General features: G+C 34.1%; 23 protein-coding genes. 6 read left to right on the top strand and 17 right to left on the bottom strand.

All coding sequences use genetic code 11. The annotated features are described in order from the left end of the window. Position 1: 1 nt before the first annotated feature. Positions 2-1,276, bottom strand: coding sequence for a ribonucleotide-diphosphate reductase subunit beta (locus tag Q4566_RS14625; RefSeq protein ID WP_303422723.1), 1,275 nt, complete (start codon positions 1,274-1,276; stop codon positions 2-4). A gap of 468 nt (positions 1,277-1,744) precedes the next feature. Next, positions 1,745-2,308, bottom strand: coding sequence for a DUF3109 family protein (locus Q4566_RS14620; protein WP_303422720.1), 564 nt, complete (start codon positions 2,306-2,308; stop codon positions 1,745-1,747). A 204-nt stretch (positions 2,309-2,512) separates the two neighbouring features. Here Q4566_RS14620 and Q4566_RS14615 point away from each other — a divergent pair, with 204 nt between their 5' ends. From Q4566_RS14615 to Q4566_RS14605, 3 genes are read left to right on the top strand one after another with little or no spacing between them, the layout of a single operon-like run. Continuing rightward, on the top strand, positions 2,513-3,106 hold the full coding sequence (locus tag Q4566_RS14615; protein ID WP_303422717.1) for a MarC family protein: 594 nt from the start codon (positions 2,513-2,515) through the stop codon (positions 3,104-3,106). Positions 3,107-3,117: 11 nt separating this feature from the next. Next, positions 3,118-3,321: a hypothetical protein gene (locus Q4566_RS14610; RefSeq protein WP_303422714.1), complete on the top strand. Its 204-nt coding sequence runs from the start codon at positions 3,118-3,120 to the stop codon at positions 3,319-3,321. Further along, positions 3,321-3,929, top strand: a complete 609-nt coding sequence (locus tag Q4566_RS14605; RefSeq protein WP_303422711.1) for an FAD-dependent oxidoreductase — start codon at positions 3,321-3,323, stop codon at positions 3,927-3,929. The genes Q4566_RS14610 and Q4566_RS14605 overlap by 1 nt, the downstream gene beginning before the upstream one ends. On the opposite strand, the gene Q4566_RS14600 is transcribed toward Q4566_RS14605, so the two are convergent. The 8 genes from Q4566_RS14600 to Q4566_RS14565 all read right to left on the bottom strand — a co-directional run bounded on the left by Q4566_RS14600 (position 3,926) and on the right by Q4566_RS14565 (position 10,962). Continuing rightward, positions 3,926-4,546 carry a hypothetical protein gene (locus tag Q4566_RS14600; protein WP_303422708.1) on the bottom strand — a complete coding sequence of 207 codons (621 nt, stop codon included), beginning with the start codon at positions 4,544-4,546 and terminating at the stop codon, positions 3,926-3,928. The two genes, Q4566_RS14605 and Q4566_RS14600, sit on opposite strands and share 4 nt — an antisense overlap. Before the next feature lie 169 nt (positions 4,547-4,715). Continuing rightward, positions 4,716-5,795: a DKNYY domain-containing protein gene (locus Q4566_RS14595; protein WP_303422705.1), complete on the bottom strand. Its 1,080-nt coding sequence runs from the start codon at positions 5,793-5,795 to the stop codon at positions 4,716-4,718. Between the two features lie 41 nt (positions 5,796-5,836). Then, a complete protein-coding gene (locus Q4566_RS14590) occupies positions 5,837-6,442 on the bottom strand; it encodes a hypothetical protein (RefSeq protein WP_303422702.1) in 606 nt (201 codons plus the stop codon). Positions 6,443-6,468: 26 nt separating this feature from the next. After that, complete coding sequence (locus Q4566_RS14585; RefSeq protein ID WP_303422699.1) at positions 6,469-7,080, bottom strand: hypothetical protein; 612 nt, start codon at positions 7,078-7,080, stop codon at positions 6,469-6,471. A gap of 10 nt (positions 7,081-7,090) precedes the next feature. Beyond that, on the bottom strand, positions 7,091-8,710 hold the full coding sequence (locus Q4566_RS14580) for a S41 family peptidase (protein ID WP_303422696.1): 1,620 nt from the start codon (positions 8,708-8,710) through the stop codon (positions 7,091-7,093). A gap of 7 nt (positions 8,711-8,717) precedes the next feature. Further along, positions 8,718-9,149, bottom strand: coding sequence for a dCMP deaminase family protein (locus Q4566_RS14575; RefSeq protein WP_303422694.1), 432 nt, complete (start codon positions 9,147-9,149; stop codon positions 8,718-8,720). Between the two features lie 236 nt (positions 9,150-9,385). After that, positions 9,386-9,976, bottom strand: a complete 591-nt coding sequence (locus Q4566_RS14570) for a HupE/UreJ family protein (protein ID WP_303422691.1) — start codon at positions 9,974-9,976, stop codon at positions 9,386-9,388. Between the two features lie 35 nt (positions 9,977-10,011). Further along, positions 10,012-10,962 (bottom strand): NAD-dependent epimerase/dehydratase family protein, encoded by a 951-nt coding sequence (locus Q4566_RS14565; RefSeq protein ID WP_303422688.1) that lies wholly within the window; start codon positions 10,960-10,962, stop codon positions 10,012-10,014. Between the two features lie 83 nt (positions 10,963-11,045). On the opposite strand from Q4566_RS14565, the gene Q4566_RS14560 reads away from it, so the two are divergent. Beyond that, positions 11,046-11,642 (top strand): hypothetical protein, encoded by a 597-nt coding sequence (locus Q4566_RS14560; protein ID WP_303422686.1) that lies wholly within the window; start codon positions 11,046-11,048, stop codon positions 11,640-11,642. Between the two features lie 426 nt (positions 11,643-12,068). Then, complete coding sequence (locus Q4566_RS14555; RefSeq protein ID WP_303422684.1) at positions 12,069-12,533, top strand: CBS domain-containing protein; 465 nt, start codon at positions 12,069-12,071, stop codon at positions 12,531-12,533. Positions 12,534-12,625: 92 nt separating this feature from the next. Here the strand turns inward: Q4566_RS14555 and Q4566_RS14550 are convergent, their stop codons facing one another. The 4 genes from Q4566_RS14550 to Q4566_RS14535 form a co-directional block, all read right to left on the bottom strand. Then, on the bottom strand, positions 12,626-13,018 hold the full coding sequence (locus Q4566_RS14550; protein WP_303422681.1) for a VOC family protein: 393 nt from the start codon (positions 13,016-13,018) through the stop codon (positions 12,626-12,628). A 17-nt stretch (positions 13,019-13,035) separates the two neighbouring features. After that, positions 13,036-13,386, bottom strand: a complete 351-nt coding sequence (locus Q4566_RS14545) for a hypothetical protein (protein WP_303422678.1) — start codon at positions 13,384-13,386, stop codon at positions 13,036-13,038. 213 nt (positions 13,387-13,599) lie between these two features. Continuing rightward, complete coding sequence (locus tag Q4566_RS14540) at positions 13,600-14,139, bottom strand: lipocalin family protein (RefSeq protein WP_303422675.1); 540 nt, start codon at positions 14,137-14,139, stop codon at positions 13,600-13,602. 4 nt (positions 14,140-14,143) lie between these two features. Next, on the bottom strand, positions 14,144-14,572 hold the full coding sequence (locus Q4566_RS14535; RefSeq protein ID WP_303422673.1) for an SRPBCC family protein: 429 nt from the start codon (positions 14,570-14,572) through the stop codon (positions 14,144-14,146). 263 nt (positions 14,573-14,835) lie between these two features. Between Q4566_RS14535 and Q4566_RS14530 the strand changes: the two genes are divergently transcribed. Then, positions 14,836-15,168: a single-stranded DNA-binding protein gene (locus Q4566_RS14530; RefSeq protein ID WP_303422670.1), complete on the top strand. Its 333-nt coding sequence runs from the start codon at positions 14,836-14,838 to the stop codon at positions 15,166-15,168. Between the two features lie 41 nt (positions 15,169-15,209). Here Q4566_RS14530 and nadB read toward each other — a convergent pair whose 3' ends face one another. From nadB to Q4566_RS14515, 3 genes are all read right to left on the bottom strand, one after another. Beyond that, positions 15,210-16,781, bottom strand: coding sequence for an L-aspartate oxidase (nadB, locus tag Q4566_RS14525; protein ID WP_303422783.1), 1,572 nt, complete (start codon positions 16,779-16,781; stop codon positions 15,210-15,212). 2 nt (positions 16,782-16,783) lie between these two features. Next, positions 16,784-17,710 carry a quinolinate synthase NadA gene (gene nadA / locus Q4566_RS14520; RefSeq protein ID WP_303422667.1) on the bottom strand — a complete coding sequence of 309 codons (927 nt, stop codon included), beginning with the start codon at positions 17,708-17,710 and terminating at the stop codon, positions 16,784-16,786. Positions 17,711-18,011: 301 nt separating this feature from the next. Continuing rightward, positions 18,012-18,293, bottom strand: coding sequence for a hypothetical protein (locus Q4566_RS14515; RefSeq protein ID WP_303422665.1), 282 nt, complete (start codon positions 18,291-18,293; stop codon positions 18,012-18,014). Between the last annotated feature and the right edge of the window lie 4 nt (positions 18,294-18,297).

The following is an 18,297-nucleotide window of genomic DNA, read 5'->3' as shown; positions in this document are numbered from 1 at the left end:
ATTAAAATAGGTCATCGCTGGTTATACTTTTTGTTCTTTTACTGTAATTGATAGAGCGTTTCACGAAGAAATCGCCATGTTTGGTTCCAATAATTTCATCATCAAACCATTCGGTTTCTGCTATCAATTTATCATCAACAGTAAACACCTTACCTATCCCAATACTTTCTAAGGAATTATTAAATCGGTTTTTAATAAACTCATTAATAACCGCTTTTGGAAGAAATTCTAACTCGCCATCTTCAAAAATCCAGTCGATAATATCGCTTTCGGCTTGAAAAGCTTCTTTGCAAATCGCTTGAATTTTTTCATTGTATTCTTCTCCAAACCATTTTGGATTTTCTTTCTTAATTATATTTATAATATCTATACCAAAATCGCCATGAATTTGTTCTTCTTTCGATGTCGCTTCAACCACATTAGAAATGCCTTTCAACATATTTTTATGTTTATTGAAAGCCATAATGATTAAAAATTGCGAGAATAAAGAAACATGTTCTATAAACAAAGAGAACAAGAGTACCGATTCGGCATATTCTTGAATATTTTCACTTTTAGAATTTTTAAGCGCTGTTTCTAAATAATGCACACGACGCATAATAACAGGCTTCTTTTTAAGTGACTTAAATTCTGCGTTTAAGCCTAAAATTTCTAATAAATGTGAGTATGCATCGTGATGACGCACTTCACTTTCTGAAAAAGTAGCCCCTACCGATCCTATTTCTGGTTTAGGCATTTTTTGGTAAATATCACCCCAGAAGGTTTTAACAGCAACTTCTATTTGAGAAATGGCCAACATGGTATTTTTAATGGCCGTCTTTTCGGCTGTGTTTAACCCTGTTTTAAAATCTTGAATATCACTCGTAAAATTAAACTCACTATGAATCCAGTAGGAATGTCTTATTGCATTTACATACTCGTATAAATCTGGATATTCGTAAGGTTTTAAATTAATACGTTTTTCAAAAATATTTGTTTGACGCTTTCTAGCTTGTTCATCGCGATAAAGTATATAAGCCTTTGCTGCGTTATGAAAAGCGCTGCTCATAAGTTTATCTTCAACAATATCTTGAACTTGTTCTACTGTTGGCACATAGCGAACGTCTACAGCTTTTCTCGCCATTAGACCTTGAAACACCTGATTAGAAATTGACTCGGCATCTGCTCTAGTCCCATGACTTACAGATAACATAGCCTTTTCAATGGCATTAGTGATCTTTTCTAACACAAAAGGGGTTGTGTCATAATCTCGTTTAATAATTTGGGTAATCTCCATGTTTACGGCTCTCGTTTTGGATTAATTAATTAAAATAGCAATTGTTAAAATCCCGAATAAAAAACAATCTCATTTAACTTGCTAATCAAGGCTCATGGATAAAAAAACCCATATTAACAGTTATAATGTATTAAAAAATGTATTCGGTAAACTCAAAATATATTTTCAACCCTTTTATTTTCAGGCTAAAAAAGCAATGTGTTTTTATATTATTGAGTTTAACAAAGATTGTAAAATGATTGATACGTTTTCATGAAAACCTAGAAACCTTTTCAACAAGTTTTTAACAAACAATAAAACACAAGGGGTTTGAGAAGTTTACACAAAAAAAACTTTAAACAACTGAAAACAAGATGCGTAACTTTTTTTGAAATTAAAAAAGTTAACAAAAAAATATTAGGACCTAACAGACAAACCCCTTTATTTTAAAGGCGTTTTTGAGGTTTTTTAACAAGAATTTTCAAGCACCTATAAATCTTCAGCAACCTTTTCCAATTCGGCATACCAGTCTTCGCCAAATTTCCTAATTAACCCTTCTTTTACAAATTTATAAATAGGAACTTGTAATTCTTGACCTAAAGCACAAGCATCATCGCAAATATCCCATTGGTGATAATTCACAGCAGAAAACTCACTAAAATCTTGAACCCTTACCGGATACAAGTGACAAGACACTGGTTTTTTCCAAGAAATCTCACCTTGATTATAGGCTTCTTCAATACCACATAGCGCGGTTTTCTTTTCATCAAAAATAACATATGCACAATCGGCACCATTTATAAGTGTGGTTTCCAATTCACCATCTTCAGTTTCCGTATAAGCACCTTGAGCCTCTATAGCATCAATCCCTTCTTGACGCAAAAAAGGCTTTACCTTCGGATAAATGTCATTTAAAATTTTTGCTTCATCAGCTTCTAGTGGAGCTCCCGCATCGCCATCAATACAACACGCACCTTTACAAGCTGAAAGATTACACAAAAAATCTTTCTTAATAACATCATCTGCAACTATCGTTTTTCCTAACTGAAACATAAAAAAACATGAATTAAAATAGGGTGCAAAAATAGTCAAACTTTACCTGAAACTTTTAAGATTATTCGGTAATAATGGCATATTTTTGCCGAAAATTCAAAATTACTTAAAAAAGAGATTTTTAATTTAAAATTTCACTAAAAACACAAATAAATAAAGCATAATTAAACGAACCGTTATTATAACGTTAACAATTTAAAACTTATGGAACTACAATTCAATTTCAAAGAAATATTTACAGCATTCATGATTTTATTTGCTGTAATTGATATTGTTGGAAACATTCCAATCGTTATCGATTTACGAAAAAAAGCAGGCCACATACAAAGCGAAAAGGCTTCAATCATTGCGGGTATCATTTTAATTCTATTTTTATTCTTAGGGAAAAGTATCTTAAACCTGATTGGTATTGATGTAAACTCCTTTGCGGTAGCTGGTTCTTTCATTTTGTTCTTTATCGCTTTAGAAATGATTTTAGGCATTACACTCTATAAACAAGAAGAACAAGATTCTATGACCACCGCGGTATTCCCGCTTGCCTTCCCTTTAATTGCGGGACCTGGTAGTTTAACCACTTTACTTTCATTGAGAGCAGAGTTTAGCACCGAAAATATTATTGTTGCGGTATTACTGAATGTTATTATTATCTTTATCGTCTTAAAAACATCGGCTAAAATTGAGCGCTTAATAGGCCAAAACGGCATTAACATTATTAGAAAAGTGTTTGGCGTGGTTTTATTAGCGATTGCAGTAAAATTATTTGCTCACAACATTAAAGCCTTGTTTGAACTGATATAATATTTTTACAGATGAAAATTTTTACCATTATACTTAGTATTCTCGCCCTAGCGCTAATTGTTTTTAATTTCACGCAATTGGATTTTAACGCGCCTTTTGAAGGTCAAAGCATGGTTGCCATAATCACTATAGTGGCTTCGCTTTGCGTTATCGTCATGATGGCCATTTTAAGAACATCAAAACGTATTGAAGACAAAACAAAAGGGAGGAAATAATGTATGATGCGTTAATTATTGGTGGTGGCGCTGCAGGGATGTCATGCGCGTTGGTTTTAGGTTCTGCTGAAAACAAAGCCTTTGCAAAAGATAAAACCATTGGAATTATCATACACCAGAAAACATCACATTTACAAACTGCCTTATTTAATAATGTACTAGGACTAGCTCCGGGCACAACAGGCGAATCTATTTTAGAAAGCGGAAAAGCACAGCTCAAAGAACGCTACCCACACGTTGATCAAATAGACCATGAAAAAGTTTTAGAAATCACTAGATCTACAAATGGTTTCACCATCACAACAAACAAAAACACCTACCAAACGAAAATAGCAGTAATCGCTGTAGGCTATACCAATTTAATGACTATTAATGGTTTAGAATCTTATATTGCTCCGCATCCAAGAGCCGCTATTGAAAAAGATCGTATTTGGTTAAAAAACACCGATCATCTTATCGAAGAAGGTCTTTATGTCGCAGGCACATTAGCAGGATGGCGCAGCCAATTTGCTATAGCTTCTGGAAGTGGTGCGCAAGTAGCAACCGATATTTTAACCCTTTGGAATGGTGGGAAACACGCAAAAGTACATGATAAACTAGAAGTCTAATCTACTAAAAAACCTTCCTGCTCCAGCTCTAGCAGTTCCTGTATATTAAAATAATGAGCGATTAATTTCATTTTATCTTTATTGCGCTTTCTAGTATAAACCCAGCCAAACATAGGCCCCATTTTAGATCTATAAGCGAACCATTTCCCTTCAGGATTTTGCTCTTTATCGTAACGATATTGTTTCCACTTTCGAATTTTATCATCAACCGTATCTGGCTTGCTCCACTTTCGTTCATCACCAAATTTAGCTTTCCATACACTGTTTAGCTTTTTTATGGTTTGCTTTTTTATAAGATCTTTTTTTGGCTGCACATAAGTATTAAACCGCGTGATATAACGTTGTTTAATCGGGTTTTCATCAGCCGAAAGTTGTCCTATATATTTTTCTAGATAATGCTCAGGGTCATTACTATGCAAGCGATAATTAAAACCTAGGTTTTCAATTTTACGCATTAAATCATACTTATTCTTGCTTTTAGCATTGGTTAAAAAAGTACCCAATCCTCTACCTTTATATCTAAATCGATGGTTCACTTGTATTTTAACACCTTCCTTTAAAGCTTCTTCTAACAATGCTAGCCAATCATTTTCTGTTAAATTATCCTTGCGATCCATGTTTTAAAATTTAAAGTTAATTTGAGATTTGAATAGGCTACAAAAGACTAAATACCCTACATCCACCTGCCTTCCTCTCAAAATTAATCATTTTTTTATACATATTGTTACTATACACCTGTTTTTAAGTCAATTATCTTAAATGAAATTAGGGACAGGAAACAATGGTTTAGTCTGTAACAATTTCATCGCCATCATAAACATGGTTTTTATCTTTAAACAATCCAAAACCTTCACTTGATTCCGGACCGAAAGTCGCCAAATCAACACCTTTTATTAGTTTTCCATTGTAATAGGCATTGTTTTTATCCTTTGAATAGGCTCGATATTCGAAAACATGAAAGGTTTCAACATCTACCCCTTCAATAGGGGTTTCTAAAAAATATACTTGATTTTTATCGGCACCATAATATGTATCCTTCCAAAGATGAAAAGTCGCACCATCTGCAGAAGGCATTAGAATATTATCATAATAAACAGCATCATCAATAATCAAATAGTTGTGTTTTAAAACTTTAATAGACTCCAAGTCTCGAACAGGAAACGTAGTCAATGCTTTTTCAGCATCCTCTTCCATGAAATTATAGGAATACACCCCATTTATATCAGCAATATAATGCGCATTAATCACTCGTACAGTAGATACATCTATTACTGCAGAGGCAATGATGTCATTTTTATTATGAAAGTATACCGTGTTTTTATCTTTACTACTCGCTTCGTTAAGAATTTCAAAGGAATCATAATCAACATCTACAGCTTGGTACTTAAAAAAGAAAGTCTTTCCATCCTTATTCCAGTCAAAATCTATATTCTCAAAACTTTCAGGATCGGCCCTTTCAATTACAAATAAGGTTTTTTCAGAAGACAAGTCATCACGTAACGCATACGACATGTGCTCATAAGCCACATACACATGATTTTGATCAAAGGCAAAACGGTCTTCTACATAAAAACTAACATAATCTACCTCGCTCGTCACATCTACTGACTTAAAGAAAATTTTACTTTTGTCCTTTCCATAATCATTCGATAACACTTCAAAAGAGGAAACATCGGCCTCCATTTTAGTATTCCCCAATTCAAACCAATTGCCCATAGGACTATATTGAATAGCACTTTTATCACCGTTATAATAATAATTATCTGAAAGATTTTCATTTACATGACCGCTAAAGCGTTTACATGATTTAAAAAGAAAAGCACTACATAAAACAATGATGAGTATTACAATACTTGATGTTGACATTAAATTTAAAAGGTATTTATTATTACTGTTTAACTTCTAGGTTATTCTCGTATTTCAACCATGGGATCAACATTGGTCAAATTAGGAATTAACGGCTTCTGAATATAGCTAGATTCTATAGCCCCCATACATTCTTTCCCTGTAAGCTTGTCTATAAAGTACTTCCCAAAAGCAGCCTTACTACTCACATGAATAACATACATGTCAGCATCTTCTTTAATACTATTTTTATGACTAAATCGCTCAACACCAAAAGCCTGAACAACAAAATTGATTTTCTCCTGTTCTTCTCTTGTGGGGATATAGAAATTCTCCATACCCCAAGTATCAAATGGAGAAATATGTTGATTGGTTAAATCGACCTCAACATCATATCGTAAATTATCACGGGCCCTCCCTAAAGGTATAAATTGAATAATTCGCTTGTATTTAACAACCGTCTTTTCACTGTTTTTCCAAGCCGTAATTTTGTAGTCTTTTGTATCAAACTTAAAATCAGGGTATTTTAACGCGATAGCATCATTAGCCAATTGAATTAATTCAGCTCTATTCAGATTAGTATAGTATTGTGAAGCCTCTGTGCTATTTTGCGCCATTACAATTGGATGAATTGTGTTTAATAGAAATAGTAATAAAAATCTCGTCATAGTTTAGGAGTAAAATTTAGAAAAACTTATTCAAGAATTTCCACCAAGGGATCTGGAAACTTTCGTGAACCCTCCAACATATCAGCCGGCATAGGCTCATAATTACCTTGAATTGACCCTTCGCATTCCCTTCCTGTGGTTTTATCTATAACATATCGACCAAATGACTGCTCATTATCTATATTGATATGATACACATTAGCATCCTCTATAATACATGTTGTAAAACTCTGGTGAGGCAGACTAAATGAACTGATTACAAAATCTATCTTTTTTTGCTCCTCACTTGTTGGAATGTAGAATTTTTCCATCCCCCAAATATCAAAAGGAGAGATTGCCGTATTTGTAAGATCAACCTCCAAATCATAATCTAAGTTATCATCTTTTTTATCTAGAGGCGTAAAGCATATAAGCCTTCTAAATTTAACAACCACCTTCTTGCTATTCTTCCACACAGTGGGAACATATTCATTTGGGTTAAAATGTAAATCAGGGTATTTTAATGCAATGGTTTCAGTAGCCAATTGAATTAATTCAGCTTTGTTCAAATTAAAATAGTTTTGTGAATTCTCTGTGGTATTTTGAGCCATGACAACCGGATGAATTGTTAGTAATAAAAGCAATAAAAATCTTTTCATAGGTTTCAAGTTATTCCTCATCAAGCACAGCTTCTTCAACCTCAACCCCTTTACTTAATCTTATAACCTCCTCAATCATAATATCGGTTTTATTATAAACCTCTTCAAAAGCACCACCTCCAAAAAGCTGATCGGCAAGTGTCGCTTTAATGTATTGCTTAACCTCATCGTGATAAGCCACAAAAGTCACTTTAGAATCTGATCGCAGATTTAAATAATCTTGAAAAGCAAAGACCAGATCGTCACCAACTACAAAATTATCGATAAAATCACGTCTTGAAATACCATCATATTGATGACGATCTTTCTCTAATTCTTCAAACACAAAATTCCCAAAAAATCCGCGTCTCAATAAAAATGACAAGGTTTCATTCTGCATACTACTATCAATAGGCACAAAAACATCTGGAATAATACCTCCGCCACCATAAACTATTTTACCCCCAGGTGTTACAAATTTTAAAGAATCGTCAACATGAATATTTTCAGAATCTAGAAGCTCTCCACTACTTATACGGTCAAAATATTCATCGTAATAATCTTTATTGCCATTGTCATAAGGCCGCTGGATAGAACGTCCGGTTGGCGTATAATACCTAGAAACAGTTAAACGAACAGCACTACCATCTCCCAAATCCATTTCACGCTGCACCAAACCTTTTCCGTATGATCTTCGCCCTACAATGGTTCCAATATCATTATCCTGCAAGGCTCCAGCAACAATTTCACTGGCCGAAGCGGAGTTTTCATCAATCATCACAAAGACTTTCCCGTTTTCAAAATCACCTATGCTAGTGGCAAAACTCTCTTCAATATCGCCACGTTTGTTTTTAGTGAATAAAATCAATTTATCATCTTCTAAAAATTCATCAGCAATCTGTTCAGCAATACCTAAAAACCCTCCAGGATTCCCTCTTAAATCCAAAGCAATTTCAGTAGCTCCAAGCGCTTCTAAATCTTTAATTCCTTTTCTAAATTCTTTATATGTTGATTCTGCAAAACGATTCACCTTAATGTAACCCAGTTTATCGGTTAACATATAAGTAGCGTCCACACTACTAATTGGAATGTTTCCACGTTTTACTGTAAAATTTAGCAACTTAGGTTCGCCACGCCTATAAACCGTTAATTTAACTTTAGAATTTATAGGCCCTTTTAGTTTTTTAATCAAGGCATCATCTTCCATATTTTTACCGTACAAGGTGTCACCATCGGCAAAAATAATACGATCACCACCCATAATCCCCGCCGTGTCACTCGGACCGCCTTCAATAGCTCGAATCACGGCAATGGTATCTTTGTAAGTATAAAAACTCACACCTATACCAACAAAATCACCTTTCATTTCTTCGGCAACACGTTGCATATCTTCCTTAGGAATGTACACCGAATGCGGATCAAGATTTTCAAGAATCCCATTAACCGTAACATCTACAATGCTATCGGTATTCACGTCATCAACATAATCATATTCAATGTAATCAATTAAGCGATTAAGCTTATCTTTTTTACTATTTGTGGTAAATAAACGATCTGGAGCGTCGGTAAAACTTAATTTTCCGCCAATAAAAATACCTGCCGCAATTGCAGCACCCATAAGCAACGGTAAGTATTTTTTTTGAAAAGCCATATTTTTGTTATGCTTTTAAATCTTCTATTCTTTCAATTTTAATCCCAGCTTTTTCTAAGAATTTAAGCCCAGAATCATCTTTATAAGCCTCGTGATAAACCACTTTTACAATACCTGCTTGGTGTATTAATTTACTACACTCCTTACATGGCGACATGGTGATATACAGGGTTGCACCCTTGCAGGACTGTGTGGAAGCAGCCACTTTTAGTATGGCATTTGCTTCAGCATGCAACACGTACCATTTGGTGTAACCTTCGTCATCTTCACAAAAGTTCTCAAAACCTGAAGGTGTTCCATTATATCCGTCGGAAATAATCATTCTATCTTTCACAATAATCGCACCTACTTGTCGGCGATTACAATACGATAACTTCCCCCACTCTTTAGCAATTCGTAAATAAGCTTTATCGTACTTAAGTTGTTTATGTTCTGGCATTAAATTTTATATATCATTATGGCGTTACCCTCATATCATGTTCCGGGCTAAAAAGAAACCTCGCAACAATTCGGGTCGGGCTTTCCGCTACAATCTTTTACAGAAAAAGTAAAAGGATTTTCACTGCAATCCCTAACGCAAACCCACGATTTCGAGCCATAATACATTCGACATAACGAATATACTCGCTTCGTATTTTAATTACAACGTCAGACCGATAAAATTTAAGAATATTTTTAAGCTAAGAAGTCGCTGTTCAAAATCATAGGAATCACTAAACCAACTACTACAGCCGAAATAACCATAACCCAATCACGTTTAGAGAACCTAAAAATGGTTTGAACGAGATACCCTAAAAACAGGACTAAAAACACAATAATAACTTGTGCAATTTCGATACCCAAAGCAAATTCTAATAGCAATAACAGCTTATTATCTGAATCTCCTAAAAGCATTCTAAACTCTCGTGCAAAGCCTAACCCGTGAATCAAACCAAAAAATAAAGTAGATAAAAACAAGACACCAACTTTTTCATTTTGAGCCCCTTTTCCTGCTGTAAACACATTAAAGAGCGCTACAATCATAATGGTAATCGGAATTAAAAACTCAACAATAGAAGCGTTTACACTAACCACACCATAGCTGGCTAAGATTAAAGATAAGGTATGCCCCAGTGTGAACATGGTTACTAAAAGCAACACACGTTTCCAGTCTTTAAATAAATACGGAACCGCCAAAACGATTAAAAATAAAACATGATCGTAAGCATTGATATCAAGCACATGGTTGATACCGTATTCTACATTAAACCAGAAATTTTCAAGCATAGTATTTTCAATTTGGGAGCCCCAAAGATATGTAATTAATTATATTTTTTATCTAACTGAAACAACATCTCTTCTGTGATATTATCCAACGAAAACTGATGCTTCCATTTCCAATCTTGTCGGGCATAAGAATCGTTTATACTTTTTGGCCAACTGTTAGCAATCTCCTGTCGGTAATCGGAGTTGTAGCTCATTTCAAACTCTGGAATGCGCTTTTTAATCGACTCAGCAACTTCTTGAGGTGTAAAACTTGTTGCCGACAAATTATAAGAAGAACGAATTTTAATGGTTTCAGGCGCTGCTTGCATAATATCCACCGTTGCTTTAATAGCATCATCCATAAACATCATTGGTAATTTAGTATCCTCTTTTAAGAAACATGCATACGATTTGTTTTTTATAGCCTCATGGTAAATCTCAACAGCATAATCGGTTGTTCCGCCACCAGGCAAGGTTTTCCAACTTATAATTCCTGGGTAACGTATACTTCTTACATCTACATTATATTTCGTAAAATAATATTCACACCAACGCTCTCCAACCTGTTTGGTCATGCCGTAAACGGTTGTAGGCTCCATAATGGTATATTGTGGCGTGTAATCTTTCGGTGTTGTGGTTCCAAAAACTGCAATACTAGAAGGCCAAAAAACTTTTTCTATAAAATTATCTTTAGCTAAGTTTAAAACATTAAACAAAGACGTCATGTTTAAATCCCAAGCTTCCATAGGAAATTTTTCCCCTGTCGCACTTAACATGGCGGCCATTAAATAAATGGTATCTATATTAAATTTTTCAACACAAGTTTTTACACTGGCGTAATCTTTGGCATCCACGATTTCAAAAAGACCAGAATTTACGATATCTAAATTGCTGTAACTAATATCACTAGCAACTACATTTTCATCCCCGTAAATGCTTCGTAACTTAAAAGTTAGTTCCGATCCAATCTGCCCGCAGGCACCAATTATTAATATTTTAGAGCTCATTAATTATCCTGTTTATGAAGAATTTTCAAAAATAATAAGATTTCGCTAGAAATAATCCATAAAAAAGTCAAAATATTCTTAATATGACAGCTTCACACACAACAATAAAATCAACTATTCCTATATCTTTGTATCCTATTGTATTAAAATTAAAAATGATGCGTACTCAAATCCTTTTGGCTCTAGGTGTTTTTATGTTGTTTTCAGCATGTAAAGACAACCAAGAAAATAAAACACTTGTAGAAACTGAAGTTGATAACAGCGGTGTTGTATCAGAAGAAGATATAGAAAACCTTAATTTTACAGAATTCACTTTAGACCAAAAAGCGCAATCACTAGTTAAAGATTGGACACAATATTATAAGCTAGAAGGCATCATTACTAATCTTAAGGCAGGTGACTTCAGCTATTTTCAGGATAGTGAAAAAGATTTAAAAGAAACCTTTAAAGAATTAAAAGTTAATACTCCTGAAACAGCAAAATCACCATCCATCTCAGCTAGAGTATTGGTTTTGGAAACAAAGTTTTATAAGTTAGAAAGTCTTTACAACCTAGCATCTTCAAGCGAGGAAGAGCTCACCCAAAGTACTCAAGAACTATTAGTAGCCTTTTCTAATTTGAATTTACAAATGAATAAGAAGGTGGAGTTTGACGCTATAAACATTCAAAAGCCACAGTAAAACAGGGGTGTTTTAGTTGTTGGTTATTTACTCTTGCGCTGATTTCCTAGACACAGATTGCAAAGATTTTCACAGATAAAAAGACTGAAATAGCTATTACACAGAGTTTCGCTGAGATTACACAGAGCTCCACAGCGTTTTTTTAGATGCTGATTTTTCAAATAATTCTCTTTGCGAATTAGCGTCTTCGCGAGAAATCATTTTTATTAAGAAAACACGGTAATTACCTGCCGATAGACAGGTAAAATTAAACATTGTAAAAGCAACAACTCTCCACTTATTATCACCATATTTATTTAACAAATTTAATCAATAAATAACAAATAAATCCGCTATACACATGTATCACAACAACTTATATTAATAAATTTTAGGAATTGTAAAAATTAAACTCTATATTTAGAATTACCAAAAAATCAAACTACTATGGGGATAAAGAGTTTTATAGGAGCCAGAAAGCGTTCCAGCGCCACTACAACACCGTCACTAACCGTTAGTGATTACATGAGCACGAACTTAATTACGTTTAAAGCAGACCAAACTGTTGAAAGTGTCATACAATCATTAATTAAAAATAGAATTTCTGGCGGACCAGTGGTTAATCGAAAAAATGAACTTGTAGGAATCATTTCTGAAGGCGATTGTATTAAGCAAATCAGCGAAAGCCGCTACTACAACATGCCTTTACAAGATCTAACTATAGAAAAACACATGATTACCGATGTTGAAACTATTGATGGTGATATGAATATTTTCGATGCTGCCAAAAAGTTCTTAGATTCTAAACGCAGAAGGTTTCCAATTGTGAAAAAAGGAAAGTTAATCGGACAAATTAGTCAAAAAGATATTTTAAAAGCCGCCATGACTATGAAAGGTCAAACGTGGAAATAACAAGCTCACACACTGCAATTTTATTTAAAGCTTTTGATTGTTTTTTTTAAATGATTAGAAGCTTTTTTTTAGGTCTTTAAACAAAATAGCGTTTATTTTGGCACGTTGAAATCTTCAATTTGTTTCTCGAATTTTTCAGAATCCTTAAAAGCACATAAGTTTCCGTCGGGGTCAAAAAACTTAGCAATTGTTCCCCAGGAAAACTCTTGATACTTTACATCAACACCTTTTGAAATTAACTTATCTGAAAGCTGTTTTACATTAGGCACATTCATTCGCAGGCATGTTTTTATACGACTTTCAGCGAGTGCTTCACCATCATAATCTAAATCAAGTTCCACTAACAAATAAGTGGCTCCAAATTCAAAGCAAGTTAAAACTTCTGTTTCAAACAACTTAGTGAGTTCTAGAACCTCTTCATAAAACGTGACACATTTTTTATATTCAATGGTATATAATATAATTCCTGTTCTATCAAATTCCATAGTTTTCTTATTTTAATTTACCCTTCACGCTTTACAAGTGCATAATAGTCATTTTCTAAAGGTAAATAGCCCTGATCGTAAACAAAATAATATACCGTTTTGGCTTTTGTAGTGTAAATACTTGTAAAATAATTAAAATCGAAACCTGCTTCAATAAGCTTGGCTCTAGAGGTTTTTGTTTTTTGCTCAGGATTAAGCGCTTCTAAGATCCTATAATTTTTACGCAGGCGGTTATTCGTGTTTCGAATGAGGTTTTTACTATCCTTATTAACACGATTGTTATAACTGTTACGACAGCCATCGCTACAAAATTTCTTATCGACGCGTCCAACAATTTTATCACCGCACTCTAAGCACTTTTTTTCCATGGTTTACCTTACTAATTTGAACACATCGACTATCTCAAATATTACAAGTTGGAGCGCAGACGGTGATATCATTATTAACTTTATCAAAACGAAATATACAACAAACCCATATTTCGTACAAATAAACCTACAAAAATTAAAGCACCCAAATTAGTGTATCTTGCCCTTAATACTCTTTATCAATTAGTTAACCACATGACACTTCTTAATTCCCTATTGCTTTCTATCATGTTCAATCCACAAAAGCTCGGAAGTATTATAGCCAACATCTTCTGCCATTTTCAAATATTTAGTTTTAATACTTTCGGGTATTTTTGTTTCTCTTGATAACAACCATAAATAATCTAAGCTTTTACCAGCAATAAGCGCATAGTTATAATCTTCATCAATAGCGATCACATTATATCCTGAATAAAACGGTCCGAAAAATGAAACTTTAAGCATGGCTACGTCATCTTCATCTACAAATTTTGCTTTTCCTATAGATTGTTCCCATTGCTTTGAAATCGTATCGAAACCCTGGTTATTTACTTTAATTGTACCATTTTCATTCAATGAATACTCGGCGGTGGTATTATTCAAATCCTTTTCATACTTAAAATCCAATCTTGCGATTTCGTACCACTTTCCTAAATATTTCGCCTTGTCGAATGATTTGACTGCGACTGCCTTTTCAGGAATGGTACGGCATGACAAAAAGCTCAACAACAATCCTGATATTAATAATGAGTAAACCCAATTACTATTTTTCATTTGATTATTTTTTCGTTTCAACATAGTTTTTAAAATTCTCTAATATGGCTTGCCAACCAGCTCTTTGCTGCTCATCGGCATGGGTACCTTCAGCATCAAACGTTTCGCTTATAGTTGTCTGATTTTGATTTTCAGAAAAGGCAATTTTAACGAATCGACCATCTTCCATTTTATAAGTAATTAATTCTTTATCAATAATTGTCTCATAAGTTCCTGAAAAATCAAAACCCATACTTCCATCTTTGGCTTCCATTCGCCAGGAAAATTCGCCGTTAGTTTTTAAATCGTTCTCGGCTTTTGGGCAACACCATTCATCTGAAGCAAAATTCCAGTTTATAATGTGCTCTGGTTTTGTCCAACAATCCCAAACACTATCAATATCTGCTCTAACAATCGTTTCTACCGTAATTGTTTTTATGTTTTTTGAATTCATATTTTTTTAAATATACAAAATAAGTAACACCATCACGTGTTAACATGGTGTTAAGCCATTTTTAAAAACCACTACATTTCACAGAACAATAACTTGAAAAATTCCGCTTACAAACGACTACAAACATTTACAAGCGATTTTAAATAAGTAAATACCGATTAAACTTTTGATGCTGAATGATATTTGCCCTGTTGTTAATCGCTAACATATTTAACTAAGCATTGACAGCATAGTATTAACTGTTTAACGTAAAATTTAAAATTATGAGCACACTTAGAAACAAAGTACAGTTGATTGGAAACCTTGGAAACGATCCAGAAATCATCAATTTAGAATCAGGAAAACGATTAGCACGATTTAATCTAGCCACACATTACAATTACACCAATAACAAAGGTGAAAAAATCACAGATACCCAGTGGCACAATATTGTAGCTTGGGGAAAAACGGCTGAGATTATTGAAAAGTACGTCGCAAAAGGAAAAGAAGTCGCTATTGAAGGCAAGTTAACATCAAGAAGCTACGACGATAAATCTGGTATTAAACGCTATATAACCGAAGTAGTATGTAACGAACTTGTCATGCTTGGTAAATAAGCACCCATACCATATTTAATTACATAAAAAAACGAGACTGATTAAGGTCTCGTTTCTTTTTTAATATTATCTAAGTTATAATAACCGCCTTTATTTTCGCTGCGTTCTAAAGACTGCCAAATAATGAGGTAAGCGACATTAATCATATTTCTTAACTCACAAAGTGTGGTTGATATTCTCGATTCTTTATACAAATCTTCAACCTCGCTGGAAATAACATCTAAGTGTTTTAAGGCACTTTTTAAACGTTTATTAGATCGTACAATACCAACATAATCACGCATTATCGCTTGAACTTGTTTTAAATTGTGTTGTACCAAAACATGTTCTTTTGGGATAATCGTACCCTCATCATCCCAATCTGGAATCTCAACATCTAAAATTGTATTATCTGCATCGGCTAAATGTTTAAAAATATTATGCGCATAAACTAAGGCTTCTAATAAGGAATTTGACGCCAAACGGTTTGCACCGTGCAACCCTGTTCTAGTGCATTCACCACAAGCGTATAAATTATCAATGGTCGTTTTTCCAATCATATCCACATCAACACCGCCGCATAAATAATGACAAGCTGGAACCACAGGAATCCAATCGGTTTTTATATCGATATGATGCTCTAAACATTTCTCGTAAATATTTGGAAAATGCGCCATAAAGCCGTCCATATCCAAATGTGTACAATCTAAATACACATGTGTATCTCCAGATTTTTTAAGTTCGCTATCAATACTTTGTGACACGATATCTCTAGAAGCTAATTCGGCACGCTCATCATAATCAGGCATAAAACGATAACCCTTCCCATTTCTTAAAATCGCCCCAAAACCTCTCACGGCTTCAGAAATTAAAAATGACGATTCGCCTTTAGCATCATATAAAGCTGTAGGGTGAAATTGAATAAACTCCATATCCTTGATACGTCCTTTAGCGCGATGCGCCATAGCCACACCATCGCCAGTTGCGATAACCGGATTTGTGGTATGCCCATAAACACGACCGATACCTCCTGAAGCTAATAAAGTACTATTAGATTTTATAGTGAATATTTCACCGGAATTTTGATTCATCACATAAGCACCATAGCAGCGTAAATCATCAGAATTCTTGGACTCTATGTGATGATTAGTCACTAAATCGATAGCAAAATGATGTGGTAATATAGAAATATTTGGTAATTGATGTGCAGTTGTTAACAAAGCACGTTCAATTTCAAAGCCCGTAATATCTTTATGGTGTGCGATACGATATTCGGAATGCCCGCCTTCTTTTCCAAGGTCGAATTTCCCGGCGTCGTTGGCATCAAAATTAGCCCCCCAAAGTAATAATTCTTTAAAACGATCGGGGCCCTCATTAACTACCATCTCAACGACTTCTTTATTACAAAGTCCGTCGCCAGCAATTAAAGTATCTTGTATATGCTTTTTAAAAGAATCAGATTCTTTATTTAAAACAATAGCTACCCCACCTTGGGCATATTTGGTATTTGATTCGTCTTCACTAGCCTTTGTAACAATAACGACACTGCGTTCAGGATATTTTTCGGCTATTTTCACAGCAAATGTTAAGCCGGCAACACCCGAACCAATCACTAAATAATCTGCAGTCATCATCATTATTTAGAAAGGTCTAACATGCGTTGAATTGGTAATAAAGCGCGTTCTCTTATAGCTTCGTCCACATCTACTTGAGGAGATTCATTAAGTAAACAATCGTGTAATTTTTGAAGCGTATTCATTTTCATGAAATGACATTCGCTACAAGCACAGGTATTATCTTCTTTTGCAGGTGCCGGAACCAATTCGGTATTTGGCATTTCCTCTTTCATTTTATGTAAAATCCCAGCTTCAGTCGCCACGATAAACTTCTCGTCTTGATGTTGTCTTACATAATCAATCATACCTGAAGTCGAACCAATATAGGTTGCGGTATTCAAGATATGTGTTTCAGACTCTGGGTGTGCTATAATTTTATAATCTGGATATTTTTTATGTAAATCCAATAACTTTTCCATTGAAAAAGCCTCATGAACAATACAACTTCCATCCCAAAGCAGCATATCTCTACCCGTTTCATTTATGATGTATTGCCCTAAATTTCTATCTGGAGCAAAAATGATTGGTTGATCTTTCGGAATTGAATTAACAATTTTTAAAGCGTTAGATGATGTACAAACAATATCTGTTAAGGCTTTAATTTCCGCAGAACAATTCACATAAGTGATTACAATATGATCGGGATGTGCTTTGGTAAATTTTTCGAATTCGTCTGGCGGACAAGAATCTGCGAGCGAGCAACCCGCATTTAAATCTGGTAAAACAACCGTTTTACTTGGATTTAATATTTTGGCTGTTTCTGCCATAAAATGTACACCGGCAAATACGATAATATCGGCGTCGGTTTCAGCAGCTTTTTGCGATAGACCTAAACTATCACCAACATAATCTGCGATATCCTGTATTTCTGGCACTTGATAATAATGTGCTAAAATCACAGCATTTTTCTCCTTCTTAAGGCGTTGTATTTCTTTTACTAAATCCATTTTAAGGTTTCTGGAATAATTTGAAATTCATAATTGGCAGTGCTTAACCACCTATAAAGATACAAATATCCTAATTATTAATTTTATTAAATGAGATTCCATCAAAAAAAACCAATGAATTAAAGACCTAGAGTCTATTTATTACATCTTTTAGCGTTTCTGAAAAGAATTAGTTTAAAATTTATCAAAACGGAAATACAAGAATTAACAAATAAACATAAAGTCGTTTCCAAAAAAGCTATAAATGCAAAAACTCCTTGCGACTTGCAAGGAGTTTTTATCCAAAATATATGATTAAATTTTATTGAGCTGAATTTCTACCAGCTTTAAACCCTTTGCTAAAACCTAATTTATAAGCATCAGGGCAATCTTCGCAAACAGGGGACTCTGGTGCCGTTGGGCAATCTGCATTTTCTCCCTTTACGATTTTCCAGCCTTCACAATAACCGTCTCGCCAGCCTTCACTAAAAGTTAGCAAAAGTTTTGATTCTGTATCTGTTTCTTGTTCACTTTGATTATACGTGTAGGTTACCAAAAAAGTAACACCAATTGCAATCAATACAGCTAATACTAATTTTTTCATTTTA

The sequence above is a fragment of the Tamlana sp. 2_MG-2023 genome (assembly GCF_030548465.1).
Taxonomy (GTDB): Bacteria; Bacteroidota; Bacteroidia; order Flavobacteriales; family Flavobacteriaceae; genus Pseudotamlana.
This window is presented reverse-complemented; position numbering and strand designations above follow the sequence as displayed.

Bases quoted from the DNA above. Each gene is read 5' to 3' on its own strand.
- Q4566_RS14550 (WP_303422681.1), bottom strand. From the start codon at position 13,018: ATGGAATTTGATAGAACAGGAATTATATTATATACCATTGAATATAAA.
- Q4566_RS14600 (WP_303422708.1), bottom strand. From the start codon at position 4,546: ATGGATCGCAAGGATAATTTAACAGAAAATGATTGGCTAGCATTGTTA.
- Q4566_RS14615 (WP_303422717.1), top strand. From the start codon at position 2,513: ATGGAACTACAATTCAATTTCAAAGAAATATTTACAGCATTCATGATT.
- Q4566_RS14580 (WP_303422696.1), bottom strand. From the start codon at position 8,710: ATGGCTTTTCAAAAAAAATACTTACCGTTGCTTATGGGTGCTGCAATT.
- Q4566_RS14545 (WP_303422678.1), bottom strand. From the start codon at position 13,386: ATGGAAAAAAAGTGCTTAGAGTGCGGTGATAAAATTGTTGGACGCGTC.
- Q4566_RS14565 (WP_303422688.1), bottom strand. From the start codon at position 10,962: ATGAGCTCTAAAATATTAATAATTGGTGCCTGCGGGCAGATTGGATCG.
- Q4566_RS14530 (WP_303422670.1), top strand. From the start codon at position 14,836: ATGAGCACACTTAGAAACAAAGTACAGTTGATTGGAAACCTTGGAAAC.
- nadB (WP_303422783.1), bottom strand. From the start codon at position 16,781: ATGATGACTGCAGATTATTTAGTGATTGGTTCGGGTGTTGCCGGCTTA.
- Q4566_RS14575 (WP_303422694.1), bottom strand. From the start codon at position 9,149: ATGCCAGAACATAAACAACTTAAGTACGATAAAGCTTATTTACGAATT.
- Q4566_RS14535 (WP_303422673.1), bottom strand. From the start codon at position 14,572: ATGAATTCAAAAAACATAAAAACAATTACGGTAGAAACGATTGTTAGA.
- Q4566_RS14515 (WP_303422665.1), bottom strand. From the start codon at position 18,293: ATGAAAAAATTAGTATTAGCTGTATTGATTGCAATTGGTGTTACTTTT.
- Q4566_RS14590 (WP_303422702.1), bottom strand. From the start codon at position 6,442: ATGACGAGATTTTTATTACTATTTCTATTAAACACAATTCATCCAATT.
- Q4566_RS14560 (WP_303422686.1), top strand. From the start codon at position 11,046: ATGACAGCTTCACACACAACAATAAAATCAACTATTCCTATATCTTTG.
- Q4566_RS14570 (WP_303422691.1), bottom strand. From the start codon at position 9,976: ATGCTTGAAAATTTCTGGTTTAATGTAGAATACGGTATCAACCATGTG.
- Q4566_RS14555 (WP_303422684.1), top strand. From the start codon at position 12,069: ATGGGGATAAAGAGTTTTATAGGAGCCAGAAAGCGTTCCAGCGCCACT.
- Q4566_RS14540 (WP_303422675.1), bottom strand. From the start codon at position 14,139: ATGAAAAATAGTAATTGGGTTTACTCATTATTAATATCAGGATTGTTG.
- Q4566_RS14610 (WP_303422714.1), top strand. From the start codon at position 3,118: ATGAAAATTTTTACCATTATACTTAGTATTCTCGCCCTAGCGCTAATT.
- Q4566_RS14625 (WP_303422723.1), bottom strand. From the start codon at position 1,276: ATGGAGATTACCCAAATTATTAAACGAGATTATGACACAACCCCTTTT.
- Q4566_RS14620 (WP_303422720.1), bottom strand. From the start codon at position 2,308: ATGTTTCAGTTAGGAAAAACGATAGTTGCAGATGATGTTATTAAGAAA.
- Q4566_RS14585 (WP_303422699.1), bottom strand. From the start codon at position 7,080: ATGAAAAGATTTTTATTGCTTTTATTACTAACAATTCATCCGGTTGTC.
- Q4566_RS14605 (WP_303422711.1), top strand. From the start codon at position 3,321: ATGTATGATGCGTTAATTATTGGTGGTGGCGCTGCAGGGATGTCATGC.
- nadA (WP_303422667.1), bottom strand. From the start codon at position 17,710: ATGGATTTAGTAAAAGAAATACAACGCCTTAAGAAGGAGAAAAATGCT.
- Q4566_RS14595 (WP_303422705.1), bottom strand. From the start codon at position 5,795: ATGTCAACATCAAGTATTGTAATACTCATCATTGTTTTATGTAGTGCT.